General features: G+C 66.6%; 22 protein-coding genes and 1 pseudogene. 15 read left to right on the top strand and 8 right to left on the bottom strand.

Annotation, left to right across the window (positions count from 1 at the left end; translation table 11 throughout):
* Nucleotides 1-40: 40 nt before the first annotated feature.
* Entirely contained in the window at nt 41-901 is an 861-nt protein-coding gene (locus EDF19_RS18755; RefSeq protein WP_148070995.1) for a hypothetical protein, read from the bottom strand.
* A 1,143-nt stretch (nt 902-2,044) separates the two neighbouring features.
* On the opposite strand from EDF19_RS18755, the pseudogene EDF19_RS19525 reads away from it, so the two are divergent.
* A pseudogene (locus EDF19_RS19525) lies at nt 2,045-2,263 on the top strand (hypothetical protein); the annotation flags it as partial.
* Between the two features lie 27 nt (nt 2,264-2,290).
* Here the strand turns inward: EDF19_RS19525 and EDF19_RS19275 are convergent.
* Complete coding sequence (locus EDF19_RS19275) at nt 2,291-2,515, bottom strand: hypothetical protein (RefSeq protein WP_221180594.1); 225 nt, start codon at nt 2,513-2,515, stop codon at nt 2,291-2,293.
* 135 nt (nt 2,516-2,650) lie between these two features.
* Between EDF19_RS19275 and EDF19_RS19270 the strand changes: the two genes are divergently transcribed.
* From EDF19_RS19270 to EDF19_RS00675, 5 genes are all read left to right on the top strand, one after another.
* On the top strand, nt 2,651-3,199 hold the full coding sequence (locus EDF19_RS19270) for an NAD(P)/FAD-dependent oxidoreductase (protein ID WP_221180593.1): 549 nt from the start codon (nt 2,651-2,653) through the stop codon (nt 3,197-3,199).
* A gap of 312 nt (nt 3,200-3,511) precedes the next feature.
* Nucleotides 3,512-4,009, top strand: coding sequence for a hypothetical protein (locus EDF19_RS00690; protein WP_148070994.1), 498 nt, complete (start codon nt 3,512-3,514; stop codon nt 4,007-4,009).
* A gap of 221 nt (nt 4,010-4,230) precedes the next feature.
* Nucleotides 4,231-5,148, top strand: a complete 918-nt coding sequence (locus tag EDF19_RS00685) for a CPBP family intramembrane glutamic endopeptidase (RefSeq protein WP_123679051.1) — start codon at nt 4,231-4,233, stop codon at nt 5,146-5,148.
* A 35-nt stretch (nt 5,149-5,183) separates the two neighbouring features.
* A complete protein-coding gene (locus EDF19_RS00680; RefSeq protein WP_123679050.1) occupies nt 5,184-5,936 on the top strand; it encodes a CPBP family intramembrane glutamic endopeptidase in 753 nt (250 codons plus the stop codon).
* 118 nt (nt 5,937-6,054) lie between these two features.
* Nucleotides 6,055-6,810: an MBL fold metallo-hydrolase gene (locus EDF19_RS00675; protein ID WP_123679049.1), complete on the top strand. Its 756-nt coding sequence runs from the start codon at nt 6,055-6,057 to the stop codon at nt 6,808-6,810.
* A 218-nt stretch (nt 6,811-7,028) separates the two neighbouring features.
* On the opposite strand, the gene EDF19_RS00670 is transcribed toward EDF19_RS00675, so the two are convergent.
* Nucleotides 7,029-7,886 (bottom strand): CPBP family intramembrane glutamic endopeptidase, encoded by an 858-nt coding sequence (locus EDF19_RS00670; protein ID WP_123679048.1) that lies wholly within the window; start codon nt 7,884-7,886, stop codon nt 7,029-7,031.
* Complete coding sequence (locus EDF19_RS00665) at nt 7,883-8,671, bottom strand: CPBP family intramembrane glutamic endopeptidase (protein ID WP_123679047.1); 789 nt, start codon at nt 8,669-8,671, stop codon at nt 7,883-7,885. Before EDF19_RS00665 ends, EDF19_RS00670 begins: the two co-directional genes overlap by 4 nt.
* A gap of 309 nt (nt 8,672-8,980) precedes the next feature.
* Between EDF19_RS00665 and EDF19_RS00660 the strand changes: the two genes are divergently transcribed.
* The 3 genes from EDF19_RS00660 to EDF19_RS00650 all read left to right on the top strand — a co-directional run bounded on the left by EDF19_RS00660 (nt 8,981) and on the right by EDF19_RS00650 (nt 13,671).
* Nucleotides 8,981-9,592 (top strand): class I SAM-dependent methyltransferase, encoded by a 612-nt coding sequence (locus EDF19_RS00660; RefSeq protein WP_123679046.1) that lies wholly within the window; start codon nt 8,981-8,983, stop codon nt 9,590-9,592.
* An 86-nt stretch (nt 9,593-9,678) separates the two neighbouring features.
* A complete protein-coding gene (locus EDF19_RS00655) occupies nt 9,679-10,080 on the top strand; it encodes an NUDIX domain-containing protein (RefSeq protein ID WP_123679045.1) in 402 nt (133 codons plus the stop codon).
* Between the two features lie 549 nt (nt 10,081-10,629).
* Nucleotides 10,630-13,671, top strand: a complete 3,042-nt coding sequence (locus EDF19_RS00650; protein WP_123679044.1) for an S-layer family protein — start codon at nt 10,630-10,632, stop codon at nt 13,669-13,671.
* A 6-nt stretch (nt 13,672-13,677) separates the two neighbouring features.
* Here EDF19_RS00650 and EDF19_RS19520 read toward each other — a convergent pair whose 3' ends face one another.
* Nucleotides 13,678-14,208 carry a helicase associated domain-containing protein gene (locus EDF19_RS19520; RefSeq protein ID WP_123679043.1) on the bottom strand — a complete coding sequence of 177 codons (531 nt, stop codon included), beginning with the start codon at nt 14,206-14,208 and terminating at the stop codon, nt 13,678-13,680.
* Nucleotides 14,209-14,511: 303 nt separating this feature from the next.
* Here EDF19_RS19520 and EDF19_RS00640 point away from each other — a divergent pair, with 303 nt between their 5' ends.
* A complete protein-coding gene (locus EDF19_RS00640) occupies nt 14,512-15,888 on the top strand; it encodes a DUF1254 domain-containing protein (RefSeq protein ID WP_123679042.1) in 1,377 nt (458 codons plus the stop codon).
* A gap of 158 nt (nt 15,889-16,046) precedes the next feature.
* Complete coding sequence (locus tag EDF19_RS00635) at nt 16,047-17,393, top strand: DUF1254 domain-containing protein (protein WP_123679041.1); 1,347 nt, start codon at nt 16,047-16,049, stop codon at nt 17,391-17,393.
* Nucleotides 17,394-17,429: 36 nt separating this feature from the next.
* Here EDF19_RS00635 and EDF19_RS00630 read toward each other — a convergent pair whose 3' ends face one another.
* Complete coding sequence (locus EDF19_RS00630) at nt 17,430-17,942, bottom strand: ATP-binding protein (RefSeq protein WP_123679040.1); 513 nt, start codon at nt 17,940-17,942, stop codon at nt 17,430-17,432.
* Nucleotides 17,943-18,070: 128 nt separating this feature from the next.
* Complete coding sequence (locus tag EDF19_RS00625) at nt 18,071-18,700, bottom strand: hypothetical protein (RefSeq protein WP_123679039.1); 630 nt, start codon at nt 18,698-18,700, stop codon at nt 18,071-18,073.
* Nucleotides 18,701-18,896: 196 nt separating this feature from the next.
* Here EDF19_RS00625 and EDF19_RS00620 point away from each other — a divergent pair, with 196 nt between their 5' ends.
* The 4 genes from EDF19_RS00620 (at nt 18,897) to EDF19_RS00605 (ending at nt 21,674) form a co-directional block, all read left to right on the top strand.
* Nucleotides 18,897-19,154 (top strand): hypothetical protein, encoded by a 258-nt coding sequence (locus EDF19_RS00620; protein ID WP_148070993.1) that lies wholly within the window; start codon nt 18,897-18,899, stop codon nt 19,152-19,154.
* Nucleotides 19,155-19,414: 260 nt separating this feature from the next.
* On the top strand, nt 19,415-19,717 hold the full coding sequence (locus EDF19_RS00615) for a hypothetical protein (RefSeq protein ID WP_123679037.1): 303 nt from the start codon (nt 19,415-19,417) through the stop codon (nt 19,715-19,717).
* Complete coding sequence (locus tag EDF19_RS00610) at nt 19,717-21,132, top strand: hypothetical protein (RefSeq protein ID WP_123679036.1); 1,416 nt, start codon at nt 19,717-19,719, stop codon at nt 21,130-21,132. The genes EDF19_RS00615 and EDF19_RS00610 overlap by 1 nt, the downstream gene beginning before the upstream one ends.
* A 74-nt stretch (nt 21,133-21,206) precedes the next feature.
* Nucleotides 21,207-21,674, top strand: a complete 468-nt coding sequence (locus EDF19_RS00605) for a hypothetical protein (RefSeq protein ID WP_123679035.1) — start codon at nt 21,207-21,209, stop codon at nt 21,672-21,674.
* A 657-nt stretch (nt 21,675-22,331) separates the two neighbouring features.
* On the opposite strand, the gene EDF19_RS00600 is transcribed toward EDF19_RS00605, so the two are convergent.
* Nucleotides 22,332-22,940: a TetR/AcrR family transcriptional regulator gene (locus EDF19_RS00600; protein WP_123679034.1), complete on the bottom strand. Its 609-nt coding sequence runs from the start codon at nt 22,938-22,940 to the stop codon at nt 22,332-22,334.
* Between the last annotated feature and the right edge of the window lie 81 nt (nt 22,941-23,021).

Here is a 23,021-nt window from a genome sequence, read left to right as displayed (position 1 = left end):
CGCGACGACGGGGCCGCGTTTGGGTCCCGTCCCGGGGTCGTTATGGGAGCGGAAGGAAGACGCGGTAACGGTCGAGCGACGCGTAGGTGTGAAGCCCGGATTCGGCGAGCAGCGTGTCGACGGGAGTGTTGCGTTCGAGCCGCCAGCACAGCCAGGTCGAGCGCATCCTCGCCGGGCGGATGTCGAGGTCGGTGGCGGTACGGCGAACGAAATCGGCAACCTGACCGGAGCTCGTGCCGGAGCGGCCGGGGCGGAACGCCCAGTCATCTGGAGCCAGGTCGGCGAGTTGCTGCCGGAGCACTGGTCGCCATCCTTCTTCGACCGGTACGGAGCGGCGACGTGCGTCACGGACGCGAACGAAAGCGCCGTCCACACTGACATCCCTTCGGTGCACTTCGAGGAGCTCACGTGTGGCAAGGCCAGCACCGAGCCCGAGCGCAAGCAACACCGCAGCATCTCGTCGCGCAGCGGACGTTCCGCGGGTCCGTGACCACGAGTACAACTCTGCGCGCTGCTCGGAGTCGTACGGCGGAGTCGGCGTTGACCGACCGATGCCGTAGAGCGGCACCGGCTCACTGTCGGGCGCGACGACCTCACTGATTCGCAAGAGCTTCCCGCGGAGCGTGTTCTTCGTTCCCCGGCTCATGCCGGTCATGCCGTTGATGACGAAGCTCTCGATTCTGCTTCGCCGGAAGATCTTCGCGCGGTCGAGGTCCAGTCCCTTTGTCTGCCAGCACCAGAGGACGAAGGGTGTGACGAACGGGTACAGGCTCCGCGGGTTCACGTCGAGAGCGGTCGCGACGTCGTCGACGAGCGAGGTGAGGAACGGACCGATCGTGTCCCACCAAGGCAACGCGAGCAGCGGCGTGTAGGTGGCGGAGGTGCTCGAAGCGGAGGGCACAGATGAGCCTTTCTGACGGGTGGGGACGTCGAAACGGTAGTGATCCGCCGGGCCGAAGTCGTCCCGTTTCTGGCCTCGACCTGCGCGACGCACCGCGCGGCTCGCAGTTCGTCACCCATCCGCGCATAGCGATTCCGAGGCCGACCTGCGGTCTCGGAAAGGACCGCTGTGCCGACCCCGAACCCCCGACTCCTTCGTCTCCACGAACGATGGGCCACCATCGCGAACACCCTCGCCAGTCAGCTCACCCGAGACGAACGCCGCAGCCTCGACTTCTACCTCGCCGACGTCGGCGCGGATCCGATGCCCACACCCGTCGTCGAGCGATGGGTAACGATGGTGCACGAGCTAGAGGATTTCGCTGCCCAGAACGGGCGGATGCCGTTCGCCAGCGCACTCCGTCCACGACCGAAAACGGAAGAGCAGCGCCTGGTCGACCGGCTCGCGTACCAGCGCCGACCGTCGACGCGTGCGGGTATGGCCGAGTGCCAGCGCGTTCGGCTCGAAACGCTCCCCGGATTTCTCTGGGATCCGCGGGATGCGGCTTGGCAGTCATGGCTCGAAGCTCACCAGCTGTTCTGGGAGGAGGAAGAACGGCCGCCCCGTCGCCGTTCGTCTGACCCCGGCGAAGCTTCCATTGCACGTTGGGTTGCCCACCAACGAGCGCTTGCGAAGACCGGAACGCTTCCGACACTGCGAGAACGAGCACTCCGCCGCGCCAAGTACCGTGTCCTATAGCGGCTTCGTACAGTTCTGTGGAACGAGCGCTCCTTCTTAAGGGAACCGCACGATGAGGCTCGTCCCGGCTCCCGGCTCCCGGCTCCCGGCTCCCGGCTCCCGGCTCCCGGCTCCCGGCTCCCGGCTCCCGGCTCCCGGCTCCCGGCTCCCGGCTCCCGGTGTCGAGCGACAAGGGTTGTTGTCAGTAGTCCACGCGTTCTGTCAGGAAGCGGACCGCGGTGTTGCGCAAAGCGCTAGCGGGACAGATGACCCGGCAGCGTCCTGCGAAGCCTCCGCCGCTCATCACCCCGTCGCTCGTCAGCACGCAGATGGCAGCGGCGTCCTAGGCGACGGCGCGGCGGAATCGCTGGCGTTGGCGCTGCTGCAGTCTTCCTCGAAGAGGACGGACATACCGTCGAAGGACCAATGCACTCGTCATCTTCCATAGGACCCGATATCAACTTCGAGCAAGCACCGGCTCAGGACGGGTCGTCCGGGAGAGCGGTCGTCGTTGGCGGCTCCCTCGCCGGCCTCCTCACCTCACTCGCGCTCGCGTCCGCCGGGTGGAAGGTCACCGTCCTGGAGCGGACCGTCCGCCACGGCATCCAGGGCGCGTTCCTTCGCGCTGCCCGCGGACGACAGCGGACGATGCTCCGATTCGATGGCATCGAATCACCGAGTCTTCGCGAGATCGCGTCGGGCGGGGCGGACCAGCCCGTCGAACCTTGGAGCCGGATCCACGGTCGGCTTCATGCTGCCGCCGTCGCGGAGCCGCTGATCAACCTCCGGGACGGCACTGCCGTGCGCGACATTGGCCAGCATGACAACGCCGCGTGGGCAGAGACCACCACGGGCGAGCGGTTCACCGCTGACGTGCTGATCGGTGCGGACGGCCACCGCAGTGTCGTTCGCCGGCACGTGTCACCCGAGACTCCCGACGCCCGGTACGCCGGGTACCTGCTGTGGCTTGGCAGTCTCCGCGAAGCGGAGCTACCAGAGGAGCTCTGGCTGCCACCGGGTGACAACGGCGTGATGGAGTGGGGCCGCGGCATCCTCTTCGCGCACACGTTCCCTGGCGACGACGGCTCCTCGATGCCAGGGCGCCGAATCGCTTCCTTCGCGCTCTACGACGCCGACCGTGGGCCTGCCATGCGTCGCCTCGGCGTGGTCGAGGGGAGCGTCGTTCAGCACTCCCTCCGCCCGCAGGACATCCCCGCCGATCTCGTCAGCGAGGTCGCGGACGGGCTGAGCGAATGGCCGCAGCCGTGGGAAGCAATCATCCGAACAGCGTTCCGCCGCCATCGAGTAACCGGCACTCCGATCGCCGAGTTCGTCCCGACGCGGCTGGCCGCCGGCCGGCTCGCGCTCGTCGGGAACGCAGCCCACGTCCCGACGCCCATGACCGGGTCCGGCTTCGACGAATCCGTCGAGGATGCCGAGTCGATCCGAAGCGCACTCACCAGTATCAGCGGCGCCACCGTCCCTGCGGCGCTGCGCGCCTACGAGGCGGAGCGCCTCACAGCGGTGCAGCGGACGGTCGAGTCGGGGCAGGGCTTCAGCCGAAGCTTCGCCGGCACCTGAGGAAGCGAACCGACCCCGTCGGACGATGAGGGGCGGTGCCGGCCGGCACCGCCCCTCAGCAATCACGTTTTCCAGATGAGCTCGCTTTGGCCCTCACGCAAAGGGCGTTGAACCGTCGTCCCGGTAGGCGATCGCTCACCGCACGGTCTGCACGAGCCCACTGGGTTGTGGGGACGAACCGGAGGAGCTTCATCTCGACTCCGGTCCGCGCAGGAGCTGGACCCGACGCCGGACGACTTCGGCGCGTACATTCCGTCGCAACATCGCTTCGGCGGTCGTCGCGGTGTCATCAGCCACGAGAGGGATCAGCTCATGTCACGAGAAGAACATGCCCGCGAGGGAGCGCAATCCGTCATCCCCGACGACGAGATTCTCGACGTCGCCGTTGTGATGCCGCGCGGCTCGACGTTCGCCAGTGTGCTGGGTTCCGTCGCGGGTGTCGAAGCCGGCGGGGCACTCGGCAACACGACCGCGTGGGGTGTGACAGGCGGCCTGCTCGGACAGCGAGCGAACAGTGCGCGACGCGGAAGCTACCCGTCGATCGTCCTCGCCGTCTCTGCGACTCGGCTTTACGTCCTCGGCCGGACCACGACAGCCCTCGTCGGCGGCTGGAAGAACCTCCACCCCGTCGCGCACATCGATCGGTCCCAGCTCTCGGTACGGCGACACCACAGGGGAACGGTTGCCGTGATCGAGCTCACCGACGACTCGACCGGCGTGACGCTTGAGTTCGAGGCGATGAACTTCGGTGGCCTCGGTCTGAAGGACCTGCTCGGTCCGCTGGAGGAAGCCGGCGACGACCGGCGCTGACCGTTTCGGCAGGGTCCTGCCGAGTTCGGGCTTCCTGAGCACTCGACAAGGCTGTAGGTTCCCGAGCAGACGAGCGACAAGGGCGATGCGGATCAGGCACCGGTTGCGCTCACTGGCACGAACGGCGATCAAGGGCCGAAACGGCTCGGGCTGGATGCCCAACCACATCCACCGCGCTGCGCATGCGCGAGCACTGCAACCTCCAGGGAATGGAAGCAGTCATGAACCAGAAGCTGACGTACGAAGTGCCGCCCACCACCGGATGGCGAGGATTCTGGGATCGGGGAGGGTTCTGGAAAGCCGCCCTCGCGGCCATCGTCTACATCGCACTCTACGAGGGGTTTGCGTTCCTCCTTCTCCGACCGATCGTCGCTGACGTCCTCGACACCTCGAACGCGTTCGCGAGCGCGACGAACGTCCTGCTCGGCCTGGCACTGCCGGTCATCTTCGGCAGCGTCGTCCTGGTCCTCTTCGGACTGAGCATCGGCTGGTTCCCCCGTCCGCTGTTCGGCGCTCAGCCAGTCCGCGGCCGGTGGTGGATGTGGATTGCCCCGTTCCTCGTGCTCATCCCGATCGTCTTCCACCTCATCGGCACGGACTACTCCCGCTACACCCCGGCCGTCGTCGTCTCGACACTGTTCGCCGGCCTGTTCATCGGATTCGCCGAAGAGGTCCTCTGCCGCGGGTTCGTCGTCGGCTTCCTCCGCAGGCACGGGTACAAGGAGTGGGCCGTCATGGCGCTGTCGTCACTCGTCTTCGGGATCCTGCACTCAAGCAACGTGCTCGGCGGGCAGGACCCCAGGGCAGTCGTCGTGGAGGTCCTCTACGCGATCCCGTTCGGCGTGTGCATGTACCTCACCCTCCGCGTCACCGGGAACCTCATCTGGCCGATCCTGCTGCACGCCTTTACCGACCCCACCACCGCCCTCGCCAGCGGCGGCATCGACGAGACCGTTGCGGGCACATCGAACACCGCGCTGACGATCGCGGTCGTCGCCACGTTCGCCTACGTCGGGTTCGCGCTCATCGGCGTCATCTGCACCCGAGGCCACGCTGAAGGACGAGCAGAAGCCCACGAAGGCCCTCGACGCGCCTCCGTCAGCGCAGCCGACGAGGACACCCAACCAACCATCGCCTAAGACAAGTCCGCAACACGAAGGTAAGGAGACAGACCATGTCCACGGACGCGCGACGGTATGGCAAGGCGATTGAACGGCAAGACGGTCGGGACTTCCCGTTCTACGACGGAGAGCCGATCCGGATCCCCGCATGGCAGTGGGTGACGATCATCGTCGCGTGCGTTGCCGGCATCACCGTACTGAGCTTCTATCCCGCCGCGAACAACATCCAGTCCCTGGTGCCCCGGTTCCTCTTCACAGCGATCATGCTCGCCGTCTTCATTGTGTTCACGAAGCGGCACTGGGCGAGGATCTTCCAACGCACCACCGCCCGCGACTACGGCGCAATGGTGCTCTTCGCGATCGGGAACATCATCGTGACGTTCACGGTCGGGATCATCGTCAAGGCGATCTTCGGGAGCAATGCGAACACCGCGACCGATGGCATCCACGGCGCGGGTGAGATCGTCGCGTTCTACGTCGGGACCGCGATCCAGCTGTTGGGCGAAGAGCTCTTCACGATCCTGCCGTTCCTGGCGGTTATGGCGCTGTGCCACCGCATCGGACTCACCCGCACCCAAGGCATCCTCATCGCCTGGCTCGCGACCGCGATCTGGTTCGGCGCAGCCCACCTGCCAACCTACGGGTGGAACTTCGCGCAGGCGTTCCTGATCATCGGCGTCGCTCGATTGGTACTCACGCTCGCCTACATCCGCACGAAGAACATCGCGGTCAGCACCGGCGCGCACATCATCAACGACTGGGTCCTCTTCACCGGCGCGATCATCGGGGCCGCAGTGAGCACCTGACCGTCGAAGCACCGGAACATTTCTGCAGCCCACCTACGTCTCGGTCGCGGATCCCTCACCGGGATTTCGTACGTCTGATTCGATGCGACCTAGATTGATCAGGTCTTGAGGAGGGCCCATGAGAGCGTTCCAGGAGGTGGCCGCGGGTGTCTTGGTCGCCACCAGCCGCAGAATGTCCACGACGTCGACGGTGTTGGCATCTGGCGGAGAGGCCCTGCTCATCGATCCGGCATGGATGCCTGATGAGCTTGAAGCCCTGGCTGCGTCGCTCGACCGGCGGAACCTCAGTGTGGTCGGCGGGTTCTCGACGCATGCGCATCAGGATCATCTCTTATGGCACCCAGGCTTCGGGGACGCACCCCGGTGGGCATCACCGCGCACGGCGCAACTGGCCCGATCGGAGCGAGCGACTCTCGTCGAGTACCTTGGGTCCGACTTCCCGACGAGACTCGCGGACCTCATGGGAAGCGTGCAGGGTACGGAGGCGATCCCCTGTGCCTCGGTACCTGCGGGCTTCCACCCGGAACTCATCGTCCACGACGGACATGCGCCCGGTCACACGGCCCTGTGGCTCTCCGAGCAGCGTGTGCTCATCGCCGGCGACATGCTGAGCGATATCGAACTGCCCTTGCCCTTCTACCCGGATGACCTCCCGTCCTACCTGGAGGCACTTGATGTGCTTGCCGTCCACGCACAGCACGCCCTCGTCGTCATCCCTGGTCACGGATCCCCTGGGACTGACGCGCTCGCACGCGTTGATGCGGACAGGCGCGTCCTCGACGACATCATCAGAGGGCGAGAGCCGGACGACAGGAGGCTCGCGGATCCGGGCATGCAGGAGGCACTCGCGCACCTGCGCGAGATGGTGACCTGAAGAGTTCCATCCCGCAGCCGCCACGGACGGTTGCAACGGAACGTGCAGGTGCCGCGTCAGGCGTTCAGCGAACACGATGCGGCGATCGTCCGATAGCCGATCGGCCAACGGACTCGCCGAGTCGTGAAGCCGCACAAGTTAGGCGATGCCGTCCTGCCTGCCGTCGCCGGAACTACGCTCGCCCCGAGGAACGCCCTTGCGGCAGATCCTCGCAGATGTCAGGGGCCCGCTGTGGCAGTTGGGTTTGCTGACTGTCTTTGGCTCTGACGGGTGCGGTGGTCTTCCCGTGCGGCGCTGATGACGCCGACGGCTGCGGCGATGATCAGGAGTGTTTGCAGCGTGGCGAGGACCGGGTCCGCGCTGGTGTCGTCTTGACGGTTCGTCAGCGCTTCCGTCGGCCGGGACGGGCCCGACGCCAGGTACAGCGCGCAGTCCGTGAACGCATGGACGGCCATCGCGACCCAGAGTCGCCCGCTGACGCGGCGGACCCAGTAGTAGAGGCTGCCGTTCATCGCCAGGAATGTCACCTGGAACAGGATCGCTCCGAACGGGACGCCGACCCAGATGCTGCCGACGACGTGGGCGAGCCCGAACGCAATAGAGGAGACCAGCATGGTCACGAGCTCGCCGTGGTGTCCGCGGACAGCGTCGACGAGGATGCCGCGGAAGAACAGCTCCTCACCGACACCGACCAGGATCGTGCCGATGATGACGACGAGGACCGTGCTGACGGGCCGAGCACCCCACGGGGTGCTTGGTAGCTGGGCGAGCGGAAGCAGGAGCATTAGCACGGGGATGCTGATCAGCCACCAGCGGCGCGGCCGCAACGTCGGCGTCGGCGCTTCCCGCCACACGCTCCGCCCCCAGCCGGCGTAGCGGAGGAACACGACGCCGAGGAGGATCCCGACCGGCAGCGGGATGTAGTGCGATAGAACGAACTCGGTGGTGTCGTTGTCACCGGCGAGGTCCCCGAGGACGTTGCCGAGGACCGCCGCCAGGAGCAGGTACACGACCGCCGCCGCAAGACCGACCCAGATGGTGCGTGGGATACGTGGGTTCGCGAGGACGGTGCTCATGCGGGAACCCTGTCGTCGAGGGTCGGCCGGCTCCCGGCCGGAAGCTGTTCGTGGGCGCCGCGAATGACGAACGCGACCCCGACGAGCGCGAGCGCACCGACGGGGAACAGGAACGCTTGCGCGAAGCCGGCGGCATCACCGGGGGTGCCGTTGCCCTGGATGAACTGGTTAAAGTCCCACAGTCCGTGCAGCACCATCGCGGGAATCAAGGACCCGGTCGTTCGCCGGGCGATGTAGAACACCGTGCCGACAACGAACGCGAACAGCACCTGTGGAAGCGTCTCCGCGAGGGGCTGCCCCAGAAGGGAGTTGCTCAGGTGTGAAAGCGCGAACAGTGCGGTGGTGAGGAACCACACCCATACCTCTGAAACGTGGCTGCGAAGCGCAACCAGGAACAGGCCACGGTAGGTGATCTCCTCCGTGAACCCCACCAGGAGCAGCACGAGCGCTGCTCCAAGGAAGGCTCCGCTCACCGCACCCCAATCAGCGGCAGCGAGACCGACGACCGCCATCACCGCAAGGAGGATCGGCGCAATCATCGGCCACCGGTGCGTGCTGCGGTGCCGGTCTCGGAACGCTGGGCCCCACCATCCAAGGGTGGTCGTCACCACGGTGAGGGCGACTGCGGCGGCGATGAGCGACAGGCCGGCACCGAGAAACAGGTTCCGCGCCGAGTCGCCCCACGCTGTGTAGCTGATCCCAGTCATCGCCTGGATACCGATGACCAGAATGGACTCGCCAATGATGACGGCGAAGCCAATCCATACCCGTGGTGCAACCCGCACACGATCCCCTGACGTCGCAGAGAACCTGGCAGTTCCCTCGATGTCAGTATGCCGACGAATCGATGGCTCCGCGCACGCTTGCTGCCGGTGTCCGCGGTCGTCCCTATCCTCGAGCTACGAGTTGAGCGGTCAGCGCGGAACACTCTGGCCGCCCGTGCACCGCCGCGGTTCGTGGGCTCCTTGGCTGTGACGTTGCAGCGTGGTGCCCACGGCGCAGGTACGTGGTGCTCAGCATGGCGCTACGGGTCGTCTCGATGCACCATCGGCATTCGGAACACCTGTTCGCAGGTTCTTGGTTATGGTCGGCTCATGGCATCGGAGGTTTCGAGCTCGTATTCGCGCCGCGCCGCTGAGTACGCCGAACGGCTGGGATCCATGACGGCGGTGCATCCATCCGATGTGCACCTCGTCTCTACGTGGGCTGCGGGAGTTGAAGGCCCGCTGCTGGACGCCGGCTGCGGCCCGGGCCATTGGACGGCTTACCTCCGAGAGCTCGGTCATGACGCCCGGGGAGTCGACCAAGTCGCCGGATTCATCGAGCACGCCCGGGCTTCGCACCCGAGTGCGCCGTTCGCGATCGGGAACGTCGACGCACTCGACGACCCGGCCGACAGCTACGGTGGAGTTCTCGCCTGGTACTCGTTGATTCACCACGAACCGGAAACCATTCGTCGTCCTCTCGAGGAGTTCGCGCGCGTGCTCCGGCCAGGCGGCCGCCTGCTCGTCGGCTTCTTCGTTGCCGACAACGTGAAGCCGCTCGACCACGCCGTTGTCGCCGCCTACCAGTGGTCGAGCGCGGTGCTAGGTAAGGAGCTGATCGCTGCGGGTTTCGACGTCGAGGAAACGCACACCCGAACGGCGTCAGCACCCAACCCTCGCCCGCATGGCGCCATCCTGGCCCGACTCCGCCCCGCCGGCTAACGCTCGTCCGGTCGAGGATCGTCAATCGGGACGCCTCGACGCCGGGCTGTGGGACACGAACAGGCGTTTCGTGGTGTGCTAGCCGGATGCGCGTCAGATCAGCGGCCGTCGTCATCCGAGACGAGAGCCTGCTCGTCATCGATCGGTTGAAGGATGGTCGGAACTACTGGGTGCTTCCTGGTGGTGGGGTGGAGGAAGGTGAGAGCCTCCGCGAGGCTTGCCGGCGCGAACTGCGCGAGGAGACTGGACTTGAGGCGATCATCGGTGATCTGCTCGACGTGCCAGTGGATAGCGGCGCTCCAGCGGCCTACTTCGCAGCCCAAGTGCGTCCTGGTCCGTTGGTGCTCGGTGGCCCAGAGATCGAACGAGCATCAGAACTGAACCAGTACGAGCCGAGGTGGGTGGAAGTTGCCTTGCTCACCCAAATCCCGTTGGTGCCGGAAGCGGCGAGGCAAGCGGTGCAGCTGGTCCTCAAAGCGCGCCGGTAGGGGATGGTCATCCGGACGAGATCTCACAAGGGGCGGCCCGGCCGCCTGGAGTGCGCGGTCGTCAGCGCGCTCTTGAACCCCTCTCACCCGGGACGGGCGATGTACAGTGCAGCCCGTCCGCGGTCATAGTGAGCCATGAGGTCTCAACGGGGGAAGTCGTCGCGTCCGAGGCGCGAAACGCCCCCGCGCAGCAGACGCATGGTTGCCGCGTTTGCAGCCGTTGTGCCACTCATGATCACCTTCGTACTCGCGAGTCCAGGTGTTGCGACTGCCTCGACCGAAGCGCCGACACCGACGGCAGTGGCTACAGCGGATACGGGAACGCCACCCAGTCCGACGCCGGCTGACCCGTCAAGCCCAGCCCCAACTACGGTGCCGAGCTCAGTCCCGACTGCCGCGCCAAGCCGGACCGCGTCCCCTATCCCGGCTCCGACCCAGACGGCTGGCGCATCCGCATCACCGAGCGTCACTCCGGATCCCACTCCTCAGGTGAGCGCCCCGGCCGCCGCCGCTTCGACTCCTGCTGCAGCACCTCCGACCGTTCTGGCGTTGGTTCCGAACGCGAACACGGCGCTGATGGCGTGGGTGGGAACGGCGGCGGATCGGCCGGCCACGCTGCTGACCTTGCAGGCCGCGTTGAACGCCGTGCCCGTCGGCGGAACAGTCTCGTTCGACTCGAACGACTACGCGTTCACGACCGCACTGACCGTGCCCCGACAGGTCACTCTGGAGACAGCGTCTGCGTCGACCCTGTTTGCGCGGTTCACCATCAGCGGCGGTGGGCTGACCGCGGCGGAGACGGTCAGGTTCGGTGTGGCCGCGACACCGGTGTTCTCCGTCACCGGCAACGACGTCACGCTGTCCGACCTTCGGGTGAGCAACCCGAACGCCGTCGCGAGACCGACCGGCGTGCAGCTCGGCGCGGGGGTGACCGGCACCAGCATCACGAACTTCGCCATTGACGGCGGCGGGCAGGCATCCTCGTACGGCATCAACCTGTCAACCGGAGCAGCGACGATCACGAACTCAACCATCAGCGGTGTCGCGACCGGTATCGGCATCACGGCGGCTGCGACGACGGCCGGAATCAGTGTCACCGGCGGCACCATCACGAGCGCGACCGCTGGCATTGCCCTCGGCGCGACCGCTTCGCCGAGAGTCACCGGGACGACGCTCATCGGTCCAGGAGCGGCAGGTACGGGCATCGACCTGCAGAACGCCTCCGCCGCTGTGATCAGCGACGTTCAGGTGTCCTCGTTCAACCGCGGCATCGGCACCACGGGAACAAGCGCCGCGGCCGGGGCGACGATCACGAATCCCACCATCATCGGTGCCGGTTCAGAGGGCATCTCGCTCGGCAGCACCAGCGGTGCAAGTATCACTGGCGCCACGATCACTGGCGCCGGTGCGGGTTCCTCCCGCGGCGTGAACATCTACCGCGCCACCGGCGTCACTATCACAGAACCAACTGTCGGCTCCTTCGCGTACGGCATCTACACGGACATCGGCGACACCGGAGCTGGACCGCGGATCATCCGGCCGACCATCACTGCCGTCACGGGAGGCATCACCCTCGGTTCAACGCAGGGTGCGACGATCACCGACTCGACCATCACCGGGTCGTCGTCTTCCGGGACGGGCATCAACTTCATGAACGCTGGCCGCGTGACCGTCCGGGACGGAACGATCACCGGGATGCTGTACGGCGTCGGCACCACGTCTCAGCTCACCGCGGACAGTGACCGGACCGACATCGTCATCAGCCGCATCACGGTCGTCGGCGCCCCGAACGCCTCCAACGCCGTCACCCTCCTGGGTGTGACGAACACCCGCATCAGCGACGTCGTCGCGGAGATCGCCGGTGCTGGCGTCATCACGCACGACTCCAGCGATGTCACCGTGACCGGCGTCGATGTCACCGGGCGGCCCGGCATCTCTTCCACCAGCGGGGCTGCGGTCCTCCGTGCCTACGACTCGCAGCGCGTGAACCTCTCGCTGTCGAGCATCAACGGCGGTTCGTACGGCGTCTTCTACTCATCCAGCACCGACTCGGTGGTCACCGGGATCCTCGTCGAGAACGTGTCCGAGTACGGCATCTACGCCCGCAGCAGCGCCGACCTCAACTTCGGCACCAGCATCTTCCGGAACAACGGTGCAGTCGGGAACATCGTCGTCACCGTTCCCAGTAACGGCATCAGCCACGACGTGCGGATCCACGACAACACGATGACCGACAACCGTGGCGGCGTGAACCTCTCCGCCGGCACCCGTGCAGTCCGCTTCACCGACAACGTCGTCACCGGCCAGCCGGCCGTCCTCACCGCCGCCCCCGCGCACGACGTCACCATCGCCGGGAACACCGTCACGCAGACCGCCGATGACGCGACCGCCGTGATCGTGGTCCCTACTTACGAAGACGGCGAACAGCCCGGGTCGTACTCGTCCTCCGGCATCACCGTCCGCGACAACCGCTTCGTCGGAGCCGGGATGTGGATCCGCGTCGGCTCCCCACCGGACAGCGTCGGCACCGCATTCCGCACAGTGCAGGACCCCGTCCTCGTCGTCGGTAACACCTTCCCAGCCGACTCGACTGCCATCCGGACGTTCCCCAACGCTGTCGTCGGCGAAGACACTGCCGGAGCCGTGGACCGTGCCGGTGCAGCTCGAGCCGCAGCATCGGTGGTGGTACCCAACGGTCCCGTGGCGGTGGACGCGAGGAACCACGGCAACCCGAACGACTGGGCGTCGCCCTGCAAGGCCACTGGCTACCTCGACGACGACCTCCGCTACGACGGCGGCGGAGCCGCCGTGTACGAGCTGACTGTCGCGCCGGTGCTCTACCCGGAGAACTGTGTCGACCTGTCGCTCACCGAGACGCCGACGACGCCAACAGGCACCTCGGTGCGCGTCGGTGACACCGTGACGTGGACGCTCACCCCGCACAACGACGGCCCGGGCGCAGCGCCAGCCGGGTGGACGGTGACGCAGCTCCTGCCGGACGGCGTTACCGTGGTGTCGATGACCGGCGACGGGTACCGGTTCGCTGGCACCACCGGCACGGCGGAGGGCCCGCTGCCGTCCGGCGCGGATGGATCACTGATCACGGTCACCGTCCGCATCGGAGAGAGGTCTGCGGCAACGCTGCACGATGTTGCGTTCGTCGCACTCGCGGCGGCTCAGGACGTCGACGGTGACGGCTACGACGACCCGATCATCGAACGGACGAACCCGCTCGTCGTGCCCACCGTCGACACCGACGCGATCGCATCGCCGACCGATAACGACGCCGACGGCGTCTGGACGATCGCCGCCGATGAGCCGACACCAGGAGGCGGAGGCGGAGGCGAAGGCGGTGGCGGTGGTGACCGGGATGCTGATGGAGTGCCCAGCGGCAGCGGAATCGCGTCTACCAATGCGTCGGACGTCGGCTTCCCCGGCGGATACGGCCCCTACGGCGAGGCCACAACGCTCGCATGGACCGGTGTGTCACTTGCCGCGCCGTTCGCAGCAGCGGTCGTCTTGCTCATCGCCGGAACGGTCACGGGACTGATTGAGCGACGCCGTCGGCGGACTGCGAATCATCGACCGTAAAGCTGTTCAAGATTCAATTTCCTCGAGACGAACTTGTTGCCGGTCGGCGTCAAGTCGCTGCGACCGAAACAGCTGCCGCTGCCGGACCAGCCGCCGACCGATCCCGGCACAGTCGCCGTCATGCTGCGGCGCGCTGGGAGGCCAACCGTCGTGCTCGTCAGTCCACACGACGATGCGCCGCAGCATGGCGGTGAAGTGCGCCGCTTCCCGGCGACGACGAGAACCATCTTCCGGCGGGAGCCGCATCCGCCAGATCATGCCGAGCTCGTTGAGCTGCTGGACACGGTCGTGCCGCAGGGTGTGCTGGCGGCACTCAACGCGGCGACTGTTCACCCGTCGTCCGAGCGGGAAGCCGTCCGAGGTCGTGTACGCGTTCAGGACCGCCACATCACCGTGTTGAACCCGGTGTACGGTCAGCGCTGCGACGCCAGCCACCTTTGATGAGGACGGTCGAGCGCGATCGAGGCGCTGCTGATCGGACCCGCGAGCCGGATCACTGTCGGCGCCACCCCAGGAGATGAACCCGAGAACAACCATGAGGGGCTCTCCGGCGACGAGACCACGGACGTCGGGTCCGACACCGGCACACCGGCACACCGGTCCGCGAGGGCCACGACAGCCTCGGCAGCGTGTTCACGGGCACGATCGACCGCGTGCAGATCGACCTCGGGGACGACGTCGGCGACAACGACCACCAGATCGGTCCGGAAGAACGCATGCGCATCCTCACGGCTCCGCAGGAGAACCGCCCGTCGGGGCCTCGTCAGACCTGTCCCGGGTGCACCCGCTCACCCGCCTCGGGTGATTCCGCAGGCCGGACGAGCGCGGAGCATCATCGACATGAGTGTTGACACTGCCGCCACGGCTTCCGATGTCCCGCCCCGCGAAGACCTGCCGGGCATCTTCGACGAACTCGACCACCAGCTCGCTTGTCAGGCGTACCTGTGGGCGCTGCCGATCGTCTCCTACGCGCAGTGGCGGACACAGCACCGTGACGTGTTCGGGGCCACCGACCACGACCTAGTCCGCTACCTCACCTACCAGGACCGGCTCGGCCTCATCACCGCGAACGCGACCACCCCCTACATCTTGAACTTCTTCGACCTGTCCGCAACGGGTCCGCTGGTCATCGAGCTGCCACCGGGGCCGACGGCCGGGGGGATCTCCGACTTCTGGCAGCGCGAGGTCGCTGTCCTCGGTGAGATGGGCGCCGACGCGGGCCGTGGCGGCACGACCCTGGTCGTCGGCCCGGGCCAGGACGTCCCAGAGCACGACGAGACCTGGACGGTCGTCCACAGCACAGGCGTCAACATCATGTTCGGATTCCGCACCCTCGATCCCGATCCCGTCCGGAGCGCGGCCCTGGCCGACAAGGTCCAGGTGCACCCGCTCAGCGTTCACGAGGACCCGCCCGCGACTCGGCTGGTCTCACCCGGCAGCCGGCCGTGGTCTGGTGACCAGCCTCGCGGCATCGCGTACTGGGAACGACTGCACGAGATCTACCAAACCGAGGTGATCGACGAACGCGACCGGTTCTTCCTCGCCATGCTCCGCCAACTCGGCATCGAACGAGGCACACCGTTCACACCGGACGACCGACTCCGCGCGATCCTCGAACGCGCGACCGTCGACGGTGAGCGGATGGCGCAAGCCAACACGTTCGCGAAACGGTTCACAGGAGCCAAGTACTGGCCGGACCGGCAGTGGGACACGGCGGTCGTCCTGTCGAACTCGTCCCAACGCGGACCCTGGTACGACGAACTGCTCGAGCGTGCCTCGTGGTTCTACGAGGCGGTGAGCTTCTCGGCGGCGATGAAGAGCACCGTGCCCGGCAAAGGCCAGGCGTACCTCGGCGGTTACACGGACGCCGTCGGGGCATGGCTGGACGGCGGCGCACACTACACGCTCACCATTCCGCCGGACGTTCCGGCCGCGCTCTTCTGGTCGGTCACGGTCTACGACGTCACCACACGCTGCCTCATCGACAACCATCAGCAGCGCGGCGACCGCGGCAGCCGCGACCCCGAGCTCGTGACGGAAGCCGACGGCTCGGTGGTCCTTCACTTCGGCCCGACTCCGCCGGATACTGGCGAGAGCAATTGGGTGCAGACAATCCCGGGCCGGCACTGGTTCTCGTACCTGCGCTTCTACGGCCCCCTCCCGCCCTACTTCGACCGCACCTGGAAGCCCGGTGACTTCACCAAAGCGACGCGCTGAGCAGGTGAAGCGAAGGGCTGTTCTGCCCAGCGCACGACGTGACCGATGCGCTCGCGTCGACCGGTTCGACCCTCGGTGCACCGTTCGCCGCGCCCAACGTCTCGCGGTCACCCGTTCCAGGTGAAGCCGTCAGCGTCGGTTCGCGGTGAGATCGCTCCATGACGGATACGGCAGTGCGAAGTGAGGCCGATGAGGCCCTTCTGACGAAGGCATACCTGTACGGCTTCCCGCTGGTGTTCAACCTCGCGCAGGTGGCACGGTACGTCGAGAGCGGCGTCGGGGCGGTTCCCGCAGCACCGTGGAACTCGTTCGGCCACGCCCGCACTCTTGCCGGGCCGGACGACACGTTCGTCACGATCAACAACGACACGTTGTACTCGATGGCGCAGATCGACCTCAGCGTCGGCCCGGTCAGGTTGCGCGTACCCGACACCGCCGGTCGGTACTACGTGCTGCAGTTCGTGTCCGCGTGGACGGACAACTTCGCCTACGTCGGACACCGCGCGACCGGCACGGGCGCGGGGGAGTTCCTTCTCGTGCCGCCGGGATGGGATGACTCCGCGTCAGCGAACACGACCGTCATCCGCTTCCCCACGACGGTGGCGTCGATCGTCGGTCGGTGGGCCGTCAGCGGCGACGACGATCTGCCCGCCGTGCACGCCCTCCAGGACGCCACGACGCTGACGCCTCTAGATGATGGCGCCCGGCCGTTCGGTCTCGCCCGACCAGACGCGACCGTACCCGAGGACCTGGTGTTCCTCGAGCAGCTCCGCGTCTGGTCCCAGCAGTTCCCACCAGCGGCACGCGACGAAGAACTGCAGCGGTCATTCGCGCCCGTCGGCATCACCGCGCCGACCAGCCCCCACCTCGACCTGCCCACTAGGACGCACGAGCGTCTCACCGCCGGGCTCGCGGCGGGACGAGCGGCGTTGGAGCGCGCACTCACTTCAGGTGCGAGCCCGCAGGTAAACGGCTGGAAGCTCACCCTGCACGCCTTCGACTACAACCTCGATTTCTTCGAAGTAGGCGCGATGGACGACGATCGCTTCAAGATCGCTGACCCGGAACTCCGCATCGTTGAACGCGCTGCCGCGGCACTCGGCGGGCTGTGGGGCAACCACGCCTACGAGGCGGCGTACATCATGACCTACCTCGACGACCACGGCGAGCAACTCAATGGCGACCACACGTACACGCTCCGTCTCAACCCGACGCCGCCCGTGGGCGCATTCTGGTCGTTGACCATGTACTCGATGCCCGACTTCTACCTCGTCGCGAACCCCATCGACCGCTACTCAATCGGCGACCGGACCCCCGGTATTGCCCGCGACCCCGACGGCGCCCTCACCATCACCATCAGCCACGAACAGCCAGCCGACCCGCACGCCAACTGGCTTCCGAGTCCCCCCGGCGACTTCCGGCCAATCCTTCGCATGTACGAACCCGACGACGACGTGCTCAACGGCGAGTGGACCGCGCCGGCAATCCTCCGCGCTACCGCCTAACACAGAGGATTTCACCGAGTCTCGATAGCAGGTCGTTCAGCGGACGTTGAGCGCGAGGTAGTCGAGGGCCTGTCGAACCGTCTCCTCGAGCGGGCGGGTGCTGTCGATGACCAGTCGATCATCGGTGCGGGGCTCGTACTCGTCGGCTGTGCGCTGCACCTCGTCCCATGTCGGCAACGTGAACCCGGGAATGTCGTTCGCACGCTGCTCCACGCGGCGACGGTGCTCGTCGACGTCCGCACACACGACCTCGATCACGCAGAGCGGGACCCCAGCAGTGTCCGCGGTCGACACCCACCCAGCCCGAGCGGGTTCCACGCCGCTCACCGCGTCGGCGATGACTACCTGGCCGCGCCGCAGATTCGGCACCGCGATCACATGCATGATCGAGTACGCGGCAATCCCGGACTGCTCGCGGGGGACCTGGTACTTCCACATCGCACCCTCAATCGCGTCGACGCGCAGTGTCAGCGACGGCGTCAACTCCGCGATCGCGGCGGACAACGTCGACTTCCCTGCACCGGGAAGACCACAAATCTGAACCAGCATCGACAACTCCTTCGTTGAACGTGAGTCTCTGTCTATCGGCCCGGGACGCGCAGCACCAGGCAAGTGGATACAGCCGCCCGGCGTCCGATGACGTGTCCGAATGCCGATCAGTGACCGGGCGGCCGCGCCTAGCTCGTCGGGGCGACGATCGCGGTCAGCCCGCTCCAGTCGGGTTCGTAGTCGGCGTCGATCAGCGCGCGACTCTCGGCATAGAACTCCGCGACTCGGATCGTCATGCCTGGCGCCGGGTTGGCAGGCAGCAACGTCAGCGCTCGCGCAGCAGCGGCGTCGGTAGGCGTTCCCGATCGGTGATGCACACTGCCGCTCTGCCGATCCGCCAGAACCATGCTGTGCACGAGGGCTTCGCGGACGACCCCGAGGGTCAGATGCAGTCCGATGATGTTCGCGCCACGGCCGAAACGTGTCGCCGCGAGGGCGAGGTCGAACCGCACAGCGTTGTCGACGGGCTGGCGCGGAAGCACGAGCGCCGCGCCGCGCACGGCAAGGTCGCAGCGGCGGCCGTCGCGGAGGACTGCGCGGAGACGCTGCACACCGTCGTCGAGGGTGCTCTGCCACGCCCAGAGTTCCGCCCCGAGGAGCGTTCGGGCATCAACGTCTGCCGAGAGGTCGACCTCAGCGTCGAGGTCGCTCCACCGATCGAGTTCCAAGGGTGTGAGGACGGAACCATACGGCCGCACCTCACTTACTGCCGGGCTCGCACCACCGAGCTGATCGAGAAGCGCCTGCTGCCACTGCATACCCGCACACTACGAGAGCCCCGTCCCGATAGCCGGTCCTTGACTGGTCGCGTCGCTTCCTCAGGTTGCTGTGACGAATCGACGTACGCGGCGGCGAGCATCTCCGTCGCACATAGGTGGTCCGGAACGAATCTCATTGCGGGTGCGTCATACGGCCGCACCTCGAGCGTCGGTGCCTCTTCGTACGATCCGTTTCGTGGGTCGTCGTCGTTCGAATCGTTGGGTGCCGCCGCAGCCGTTCTCGCTGCGGGAATCGGCGCGCGGCGCGGACGTGCGGGAGCTGGTGCAGCCGATGCTGGTGTACGCCTGGTTCCAGCTGCCGGACCGGCTCATCCGCCGCGACGATGCAGTTGCGAGAAGCATGACTCGTGACGCGGTCTGGGTGGAAGCGGGCCGAGGCGAGACGAAGCTGACGGCGTGGGTTTGGAGAAGTTCGGTGCGGCACCAACAGTGAGTGAATGTGACCTCCGACCAAGGGTTCGAGACTCCGACATCCTCTTTCAGCGGCGGGTTGAGGGTGAACGAGCGCTGGGGTGGCGCGGCTTGAGCTACTCATAGGTGGCGTCATTCGATCCGGGTCGAAGGGCCGCTTCGAGGCAGAGTTCGCGCAGTTGATCTCGAACTAGGTAGATCCCGGACTGCGCGTCTCGCCTCGGTGGACGAATCGTTCTATGGTTGGCTCTGCAACATGCTGCCCTGCGGAGTGGGGGTGTCATGGCTGGGGAGCTGAAACTGGACGAGGGTGGGCTGTCGGGGCTCATACGTGAGCTGCAAGTACATGCAGCGACGAGCGACGACGATGCGTCGAAGGTCGACGCGGCGCTCAACGCCGCCGCTTGCGCTGCGGTCTCATCGCCGCTCACCGGCGCGCTGCAACGACTTGCCGACCGATTCCATGGGAGCACCGACGATGTCGGTGAGCGGATGACGAGCTTGAGTGCGTCCTTGACGACCGCCGCTCATGCCGTCACGGCCACTGACAGCCGTCTGGCTGACTCGGCCCGCGGATCAGAGTGATGAGTATCCTCGCTGGCGCGCTGACTGCGGAGGACGTCACCGACGTCCCGGACGACGCCGATGGGCTCCGATCCGCTGCGCAACGGTTCACAGAAGCAGCCGACGGCATATTGGACGCAGCGACGAATGGCTCCCGTGCCTGGTCTGGTCTTCCGAGCGTGTTCACCTCTGAGGCGCTGCAGCCTGCGCTGACGCCGCTGATGAATCCCGCAGTTGAGAAGGCGCGGCAGGTTCGCGCTGCGGCGGACGAGTTCGCGCAAGTCACTTCCCGGGCTGCGAACAGCATCGCTGACCTCAAACACGACCACGACGTCCTCGTGCAGCAGATCGAGCAGTTCCACGCTTCCGCGCCTGGGCAGGTCGCCGCCGAAGCAGCCAAGGAAGCCGCGAAGGGGGACATCCTCGGCGCCATCGGCGCAGTCGTCACGAACTGGCAGCAGGTCCCAGAACTCGTCGGGCAGGAGTTCGCGCTCCGCCGACAGGTGCAGTCCCACAACGACAACGTCGAGACGACGCTGGCGAGCATCGCTTCCGAGCTCGACGGCATCACCCCGTCGACCGTGAACGCGCATCCGGTTCATCTCGCATCGACGACCTCCTCGAAGGACGCATCCGACGACGACGGCAACTGGTTCAAGGACGCGTGGAACACCACGAAAGCAGCGGTCGGCATCGGCGGCGCCGTTCTCGGTGCGGAAGCGGATGCTGCCTGGCCGTACGTGCAGGACGCTGCCGGAGTGGCGGGGAACATCTTCGCGTCGATGGGGAACGCGATGGTGAATCATCCAGACGAAGTCCTCGAGCTCCTCGGCGGTCTGGCATTGCTGGCCGGTGGGGCGACGCTCGAGGGTGGCGGCGTCGCCCTCGACCTCACCGGCGTCGGCGCCGTAGCTGGGGTCCCGTTGAACGCTGCCGGTGTTGCGGTGATGGCTGCAGGGGCGGGGCTGGCTGCCTCGGGCGGGATCCCGCTCGGCGTGCACGCGATGACCGATGATCGGCTGACGCCGAACCGCACCGACCATGTGGACGCGTGGAAGAAGGAGCAGAACGAGAAACACCCGGGGCGGAGCAAGGACGGTACGTACCGGTCTGAGGGGAACAAGCAAGCTCACGCGGACGTCAAAGCCAAGGAGCGACAGGGTGTCGAGGAATTCGCTGAGGACGCCGGCCTGCCCTACCGCACCGACCAGGTCAAAGCGCGAGTTGATGGCGCCCCGAACGGCCGGTTCTTCGACGGGCTGATGGAGAAGCCGGACGGGACCTGGGCAGGGATCGAGGTGAAGAGTGGCGGTGCGACGCGCAATGCCGAGCAGCGATCCTTCGATGGTCTGGTCAGCTACGACAACCCTGCATACGCCACTATTGACGGAAAGCTCGTGAAGATCACATCCGTCGTCCTCAAGAAAGTACCCTGACCCGGTTGCGGGCAGCGCGGCCGGGGCTGCGCGACTTCCGCGCATACAGAACGTGACAACAGCGGAGGCCACACATGTTCATCAACACCACCAACAGTGAGCGAGAATCCCAGCTCACGGCGGACTTCCGACCGATCAAGGACCAAATCCGGCGGATGCTCGGTTTGCTGGACGGGCAGAGCGATGGCCGGTTCGCCTACGCCATCTGGTGGCTGCCGGACGACGCTGGATGGCCGGATGCTCCTGAGTACGAGGCAGGCGAGTACGACCTGAACTACCTTCAGGCCGGCGGCACCGCTGAACGAATGAGTGTCGACTTGCAGATCGCCGACGGCGGGAAGATGCGTCACTTCATCGTGGGCCGCGACCACGACGTCGACGAGCCGCTGACGGAGTCGGTGACCGTTGCGGGCACCGAACACGCACGCCACCCAGCCGAGGTGTTCGACGCCGACGAGGCCACCGAACTGTTCTTCCACTACTACGAGCACCGCGGCACCGTTCCCGACGGGTACGTCCTCCGCCCCCTCGACCTGTCCTAGCTTTCGAAGCTGGTGCGGCACGGTGCGCTTGAAGCCGTCATCCGGGCGGCACCACTTCTGGCGCACCGGTGTCAGCACGGATCTCAGCTTGGCAGGTTCCGTCGGAGGTCGTAGCCGGTGTCGGCGAGGAACCAGAGCCGGTTGCGGACTTCGTTGAGTGCTTTGTTGTCGTCGTCGGTGCGGGTGTCGGCGCGTAGGAGGGTGTTGGCGGATCCTCGGAGTCCTGCTTGACGACGGTTGGTCTGCGTTCCCAGAGGCGATCCTGAGCACGGTCGCCGTGTTGTTCTACACCGGCCTGCCGGCACTCGTTCTCGGCTTCAGCGTCGGGCTCATGGCCACCTTGTTCGCGTTCATCGTGTTCGCGGTCCTGCAGCATGCTGGCGCCGCAACGACTCCGAGCCGCTGGACGGCGGCCATCATCGCCGCGATCGGAACGATCTGGCCGAGCGCGTTCTTCGTGTCCGCATTGCGCTTTCCCCCCGTGGACCACCGTGATCGTCGTGGCGAGCAGTTCCGTGGGCTCGGCCGTCCTGGGCCAGCACTTGCTCAGACGACTCGTCACCGAGTCGTGAAGCAGGAGGGTCGGCTACCGGGGCACGGAGCGGTTCGAGAACGACAACACCGGAAGAAACCTCTGCCGTGGGGCCGACGCCGCGATCAGCGCGGAACGGGAGCGACCAGCACCTGCTCCAGGTACGCGCGCATGAGTGCGGGGACGTCGACGTCCTCCGGTCGGTAGAGCCACTGGACCTGCGCGCCGTCCTCCAGCGCGATGAGCGTCCGCGCGGCGACCGAGGGGTCCACGCCGGCGCGGAGTCCGCCGCGGTCCTGCTCCCAGGCGAAGTACCGTCGGAGGCCGTCGAACACGATCCGGTACTGGTCCTGGAACATCTCGTGTGCCGGGTGCTCGGGGTTCACCGCCTCTGACGACAAGCTCGCGAAGAGCGCGATGTAGCCGGGGGTCCGGGCGTTCTCCTCGGCCAGCGCCAACGCCCGCGTCGGCAGTCCCTCGAAGTCGTCCGGGTCGATGAGCCGGTGGTGCGCGGCCCGCTCACGCCACGCGGCCATGACGGCGTGCAGCAGGTCCTCCTTCGTGCGGAAGTAGTGCACGAGCAACGGGTGCGTGATCTGGGCTTCGGCGGCGATGTCCCGCAGGGAGACCGAGGCGTACCCGCGCTGTCCGAAGAGCCGTCCGGCGACCTCGAGGATCTGGTCGCGGCGGGCTCGGCCCTTCGCGCTCAGGGTTCGCTCGGTGACCTCGCTCATGGAACTCCTCGTCGTGGTCGGCCACAAAGTTGACCGATCGGTAAAAAGCGGTGCTACGCTCACTCCGCCCGCACAGCACGC

This window comes from Curtobacterium sp. PhB115, assembly GCF_003752025.1.
In the GTDB taxonomy this organism is placed as follows: Bacteria; Actinomycetota; Actinomycetes; order Actinomycetales; family Microbacteriaceae; genus Curtobacterium.
The sequence above is the reverse complement of the archived record's forward strand: the minus strand, read 5'-3'. Positions and strand labels throughout refer to the sequence as shown.

Bases quoted from the DNA above. Each gene is read 5' to 3' on its own strand.
- EDF19_RS19270 (WP_221180593.1), top strand. From the start codon at position 2,651: ATGGAGTGGGGCCGCGGCATCCTCTTCGCGCACACGTTCCCTGGCGAC.
- EDF19_RS00690 (WP_148070994.1), top strand. From the start codon at position 3,512: ATGTCACGAGAAGAACATGCCCGCGAGGGAGCGCAATCCGTCATCCCC.
- EDF19_RS00685 (WP_123679051.1), top strand. From the start codon at position 4,231: ATGAACCAGAAGCTGACGTACGAAGTGCCGCCCACCACCGGATGGCGA.
- EDF19_RS00680 (WP_123679050.1), top strand. From the start codon at position 5,184: ATGTCCACGGACGCGCGACGGTATGGCAAGGCGATTGAACGGCAAGAC.
- EDF19_RS00675 (WP_123679049.1), top strand. From the start codon at position 6,055: ATGAGAGCGTTCCAGGAGGTGGCCGCGGGTGTCTTGGTCGCCACCAGC.
- EDF19_RS00670 (WP_123679048.1), bottom strand. From the start codon at position 7,886: ATGAGCACCGTCCTCGCGAACCCACGTATCCCACGCACCATCTGGGTC.
- EDF19_RS00660 (WP_123679046.1), top strand. From the start codon at position 8,981: ATGGCATCGGAGGTTTCGAGCTCGTATTCGCGCCGCGCCGCTGAGTAC.
- EDF19_RS00655 (WP_123679045.1), top strand. From the start codon at position 9,679: ATGCGCGTCAGATCAGCGGCCGTCGTCATCCGAGACGAGAGCCTGCTC.
- EDF19_RS19520 (WP_123679043.1), bottom strand. From the start codon at position 14,208: ATGGTTGTTCTCGGGTTCATCTCCTGGGGTGGCGCCGACAGTGATCCG.
- EDF19_RS00640 (WP_123679042.1), top strand. From the start codon at position 14,512: ATGAGTGTTGACACTGCCGCCACGGCTTCCGATGTCCCGCCCCGCGAA.
- EDF19_RS00635 (WP_123679041.1), top strand. From the start codon at position 16,047: ATGACGGATACGGCAGTGCGAAGTGAGGCCGATGAGGCCCTTCTGACG.
- EDF19_RS00630 (WP_123679040.1), bottom strand. From the start codon at position 17,942: ATGCTGGTTCAGATTTGTGGTCTTCCCGGTGCAGGGAAGTCGACGTTG.
- EDF19_RS00625 (WP_123679039.1), bottom strand. From the start codon at position 18,700: ATGCAGTGGCAGCAGGCGCTTCTCGATCAGCTCGGTGGTGCGAGCCCG.
- EDF19_RS00615 (WP_123679037.1), top strand. From the start codon at position 19,415: ATGGCTGGGGAGCTGAAACTGGACGAGGGTGGGCTGTCGGGGCTCATA.
- EDF19_RS00610 (WP_123679036.1), top strand. From the start codon at position 19,717: ATGAGTATCCTCGCTGGCGCGCTGACTGCGGAGGACGTCACCGACGTC.
- EDF19_RS00605 (WP_123679035.1), top strand. From the start codon at position 21,207: ATGTTCATCAACACCACCAACAGTGAGCGAGAATCCCAGCTCACGGCG.
- EDF19_RS00600 (WP_123679034.1), bottom strand. From the start codon at position 22,940: ATGAGCGAGGTCACCGAGCGAACCCTGAGCGCGAAGGGCCGAGCCCGC.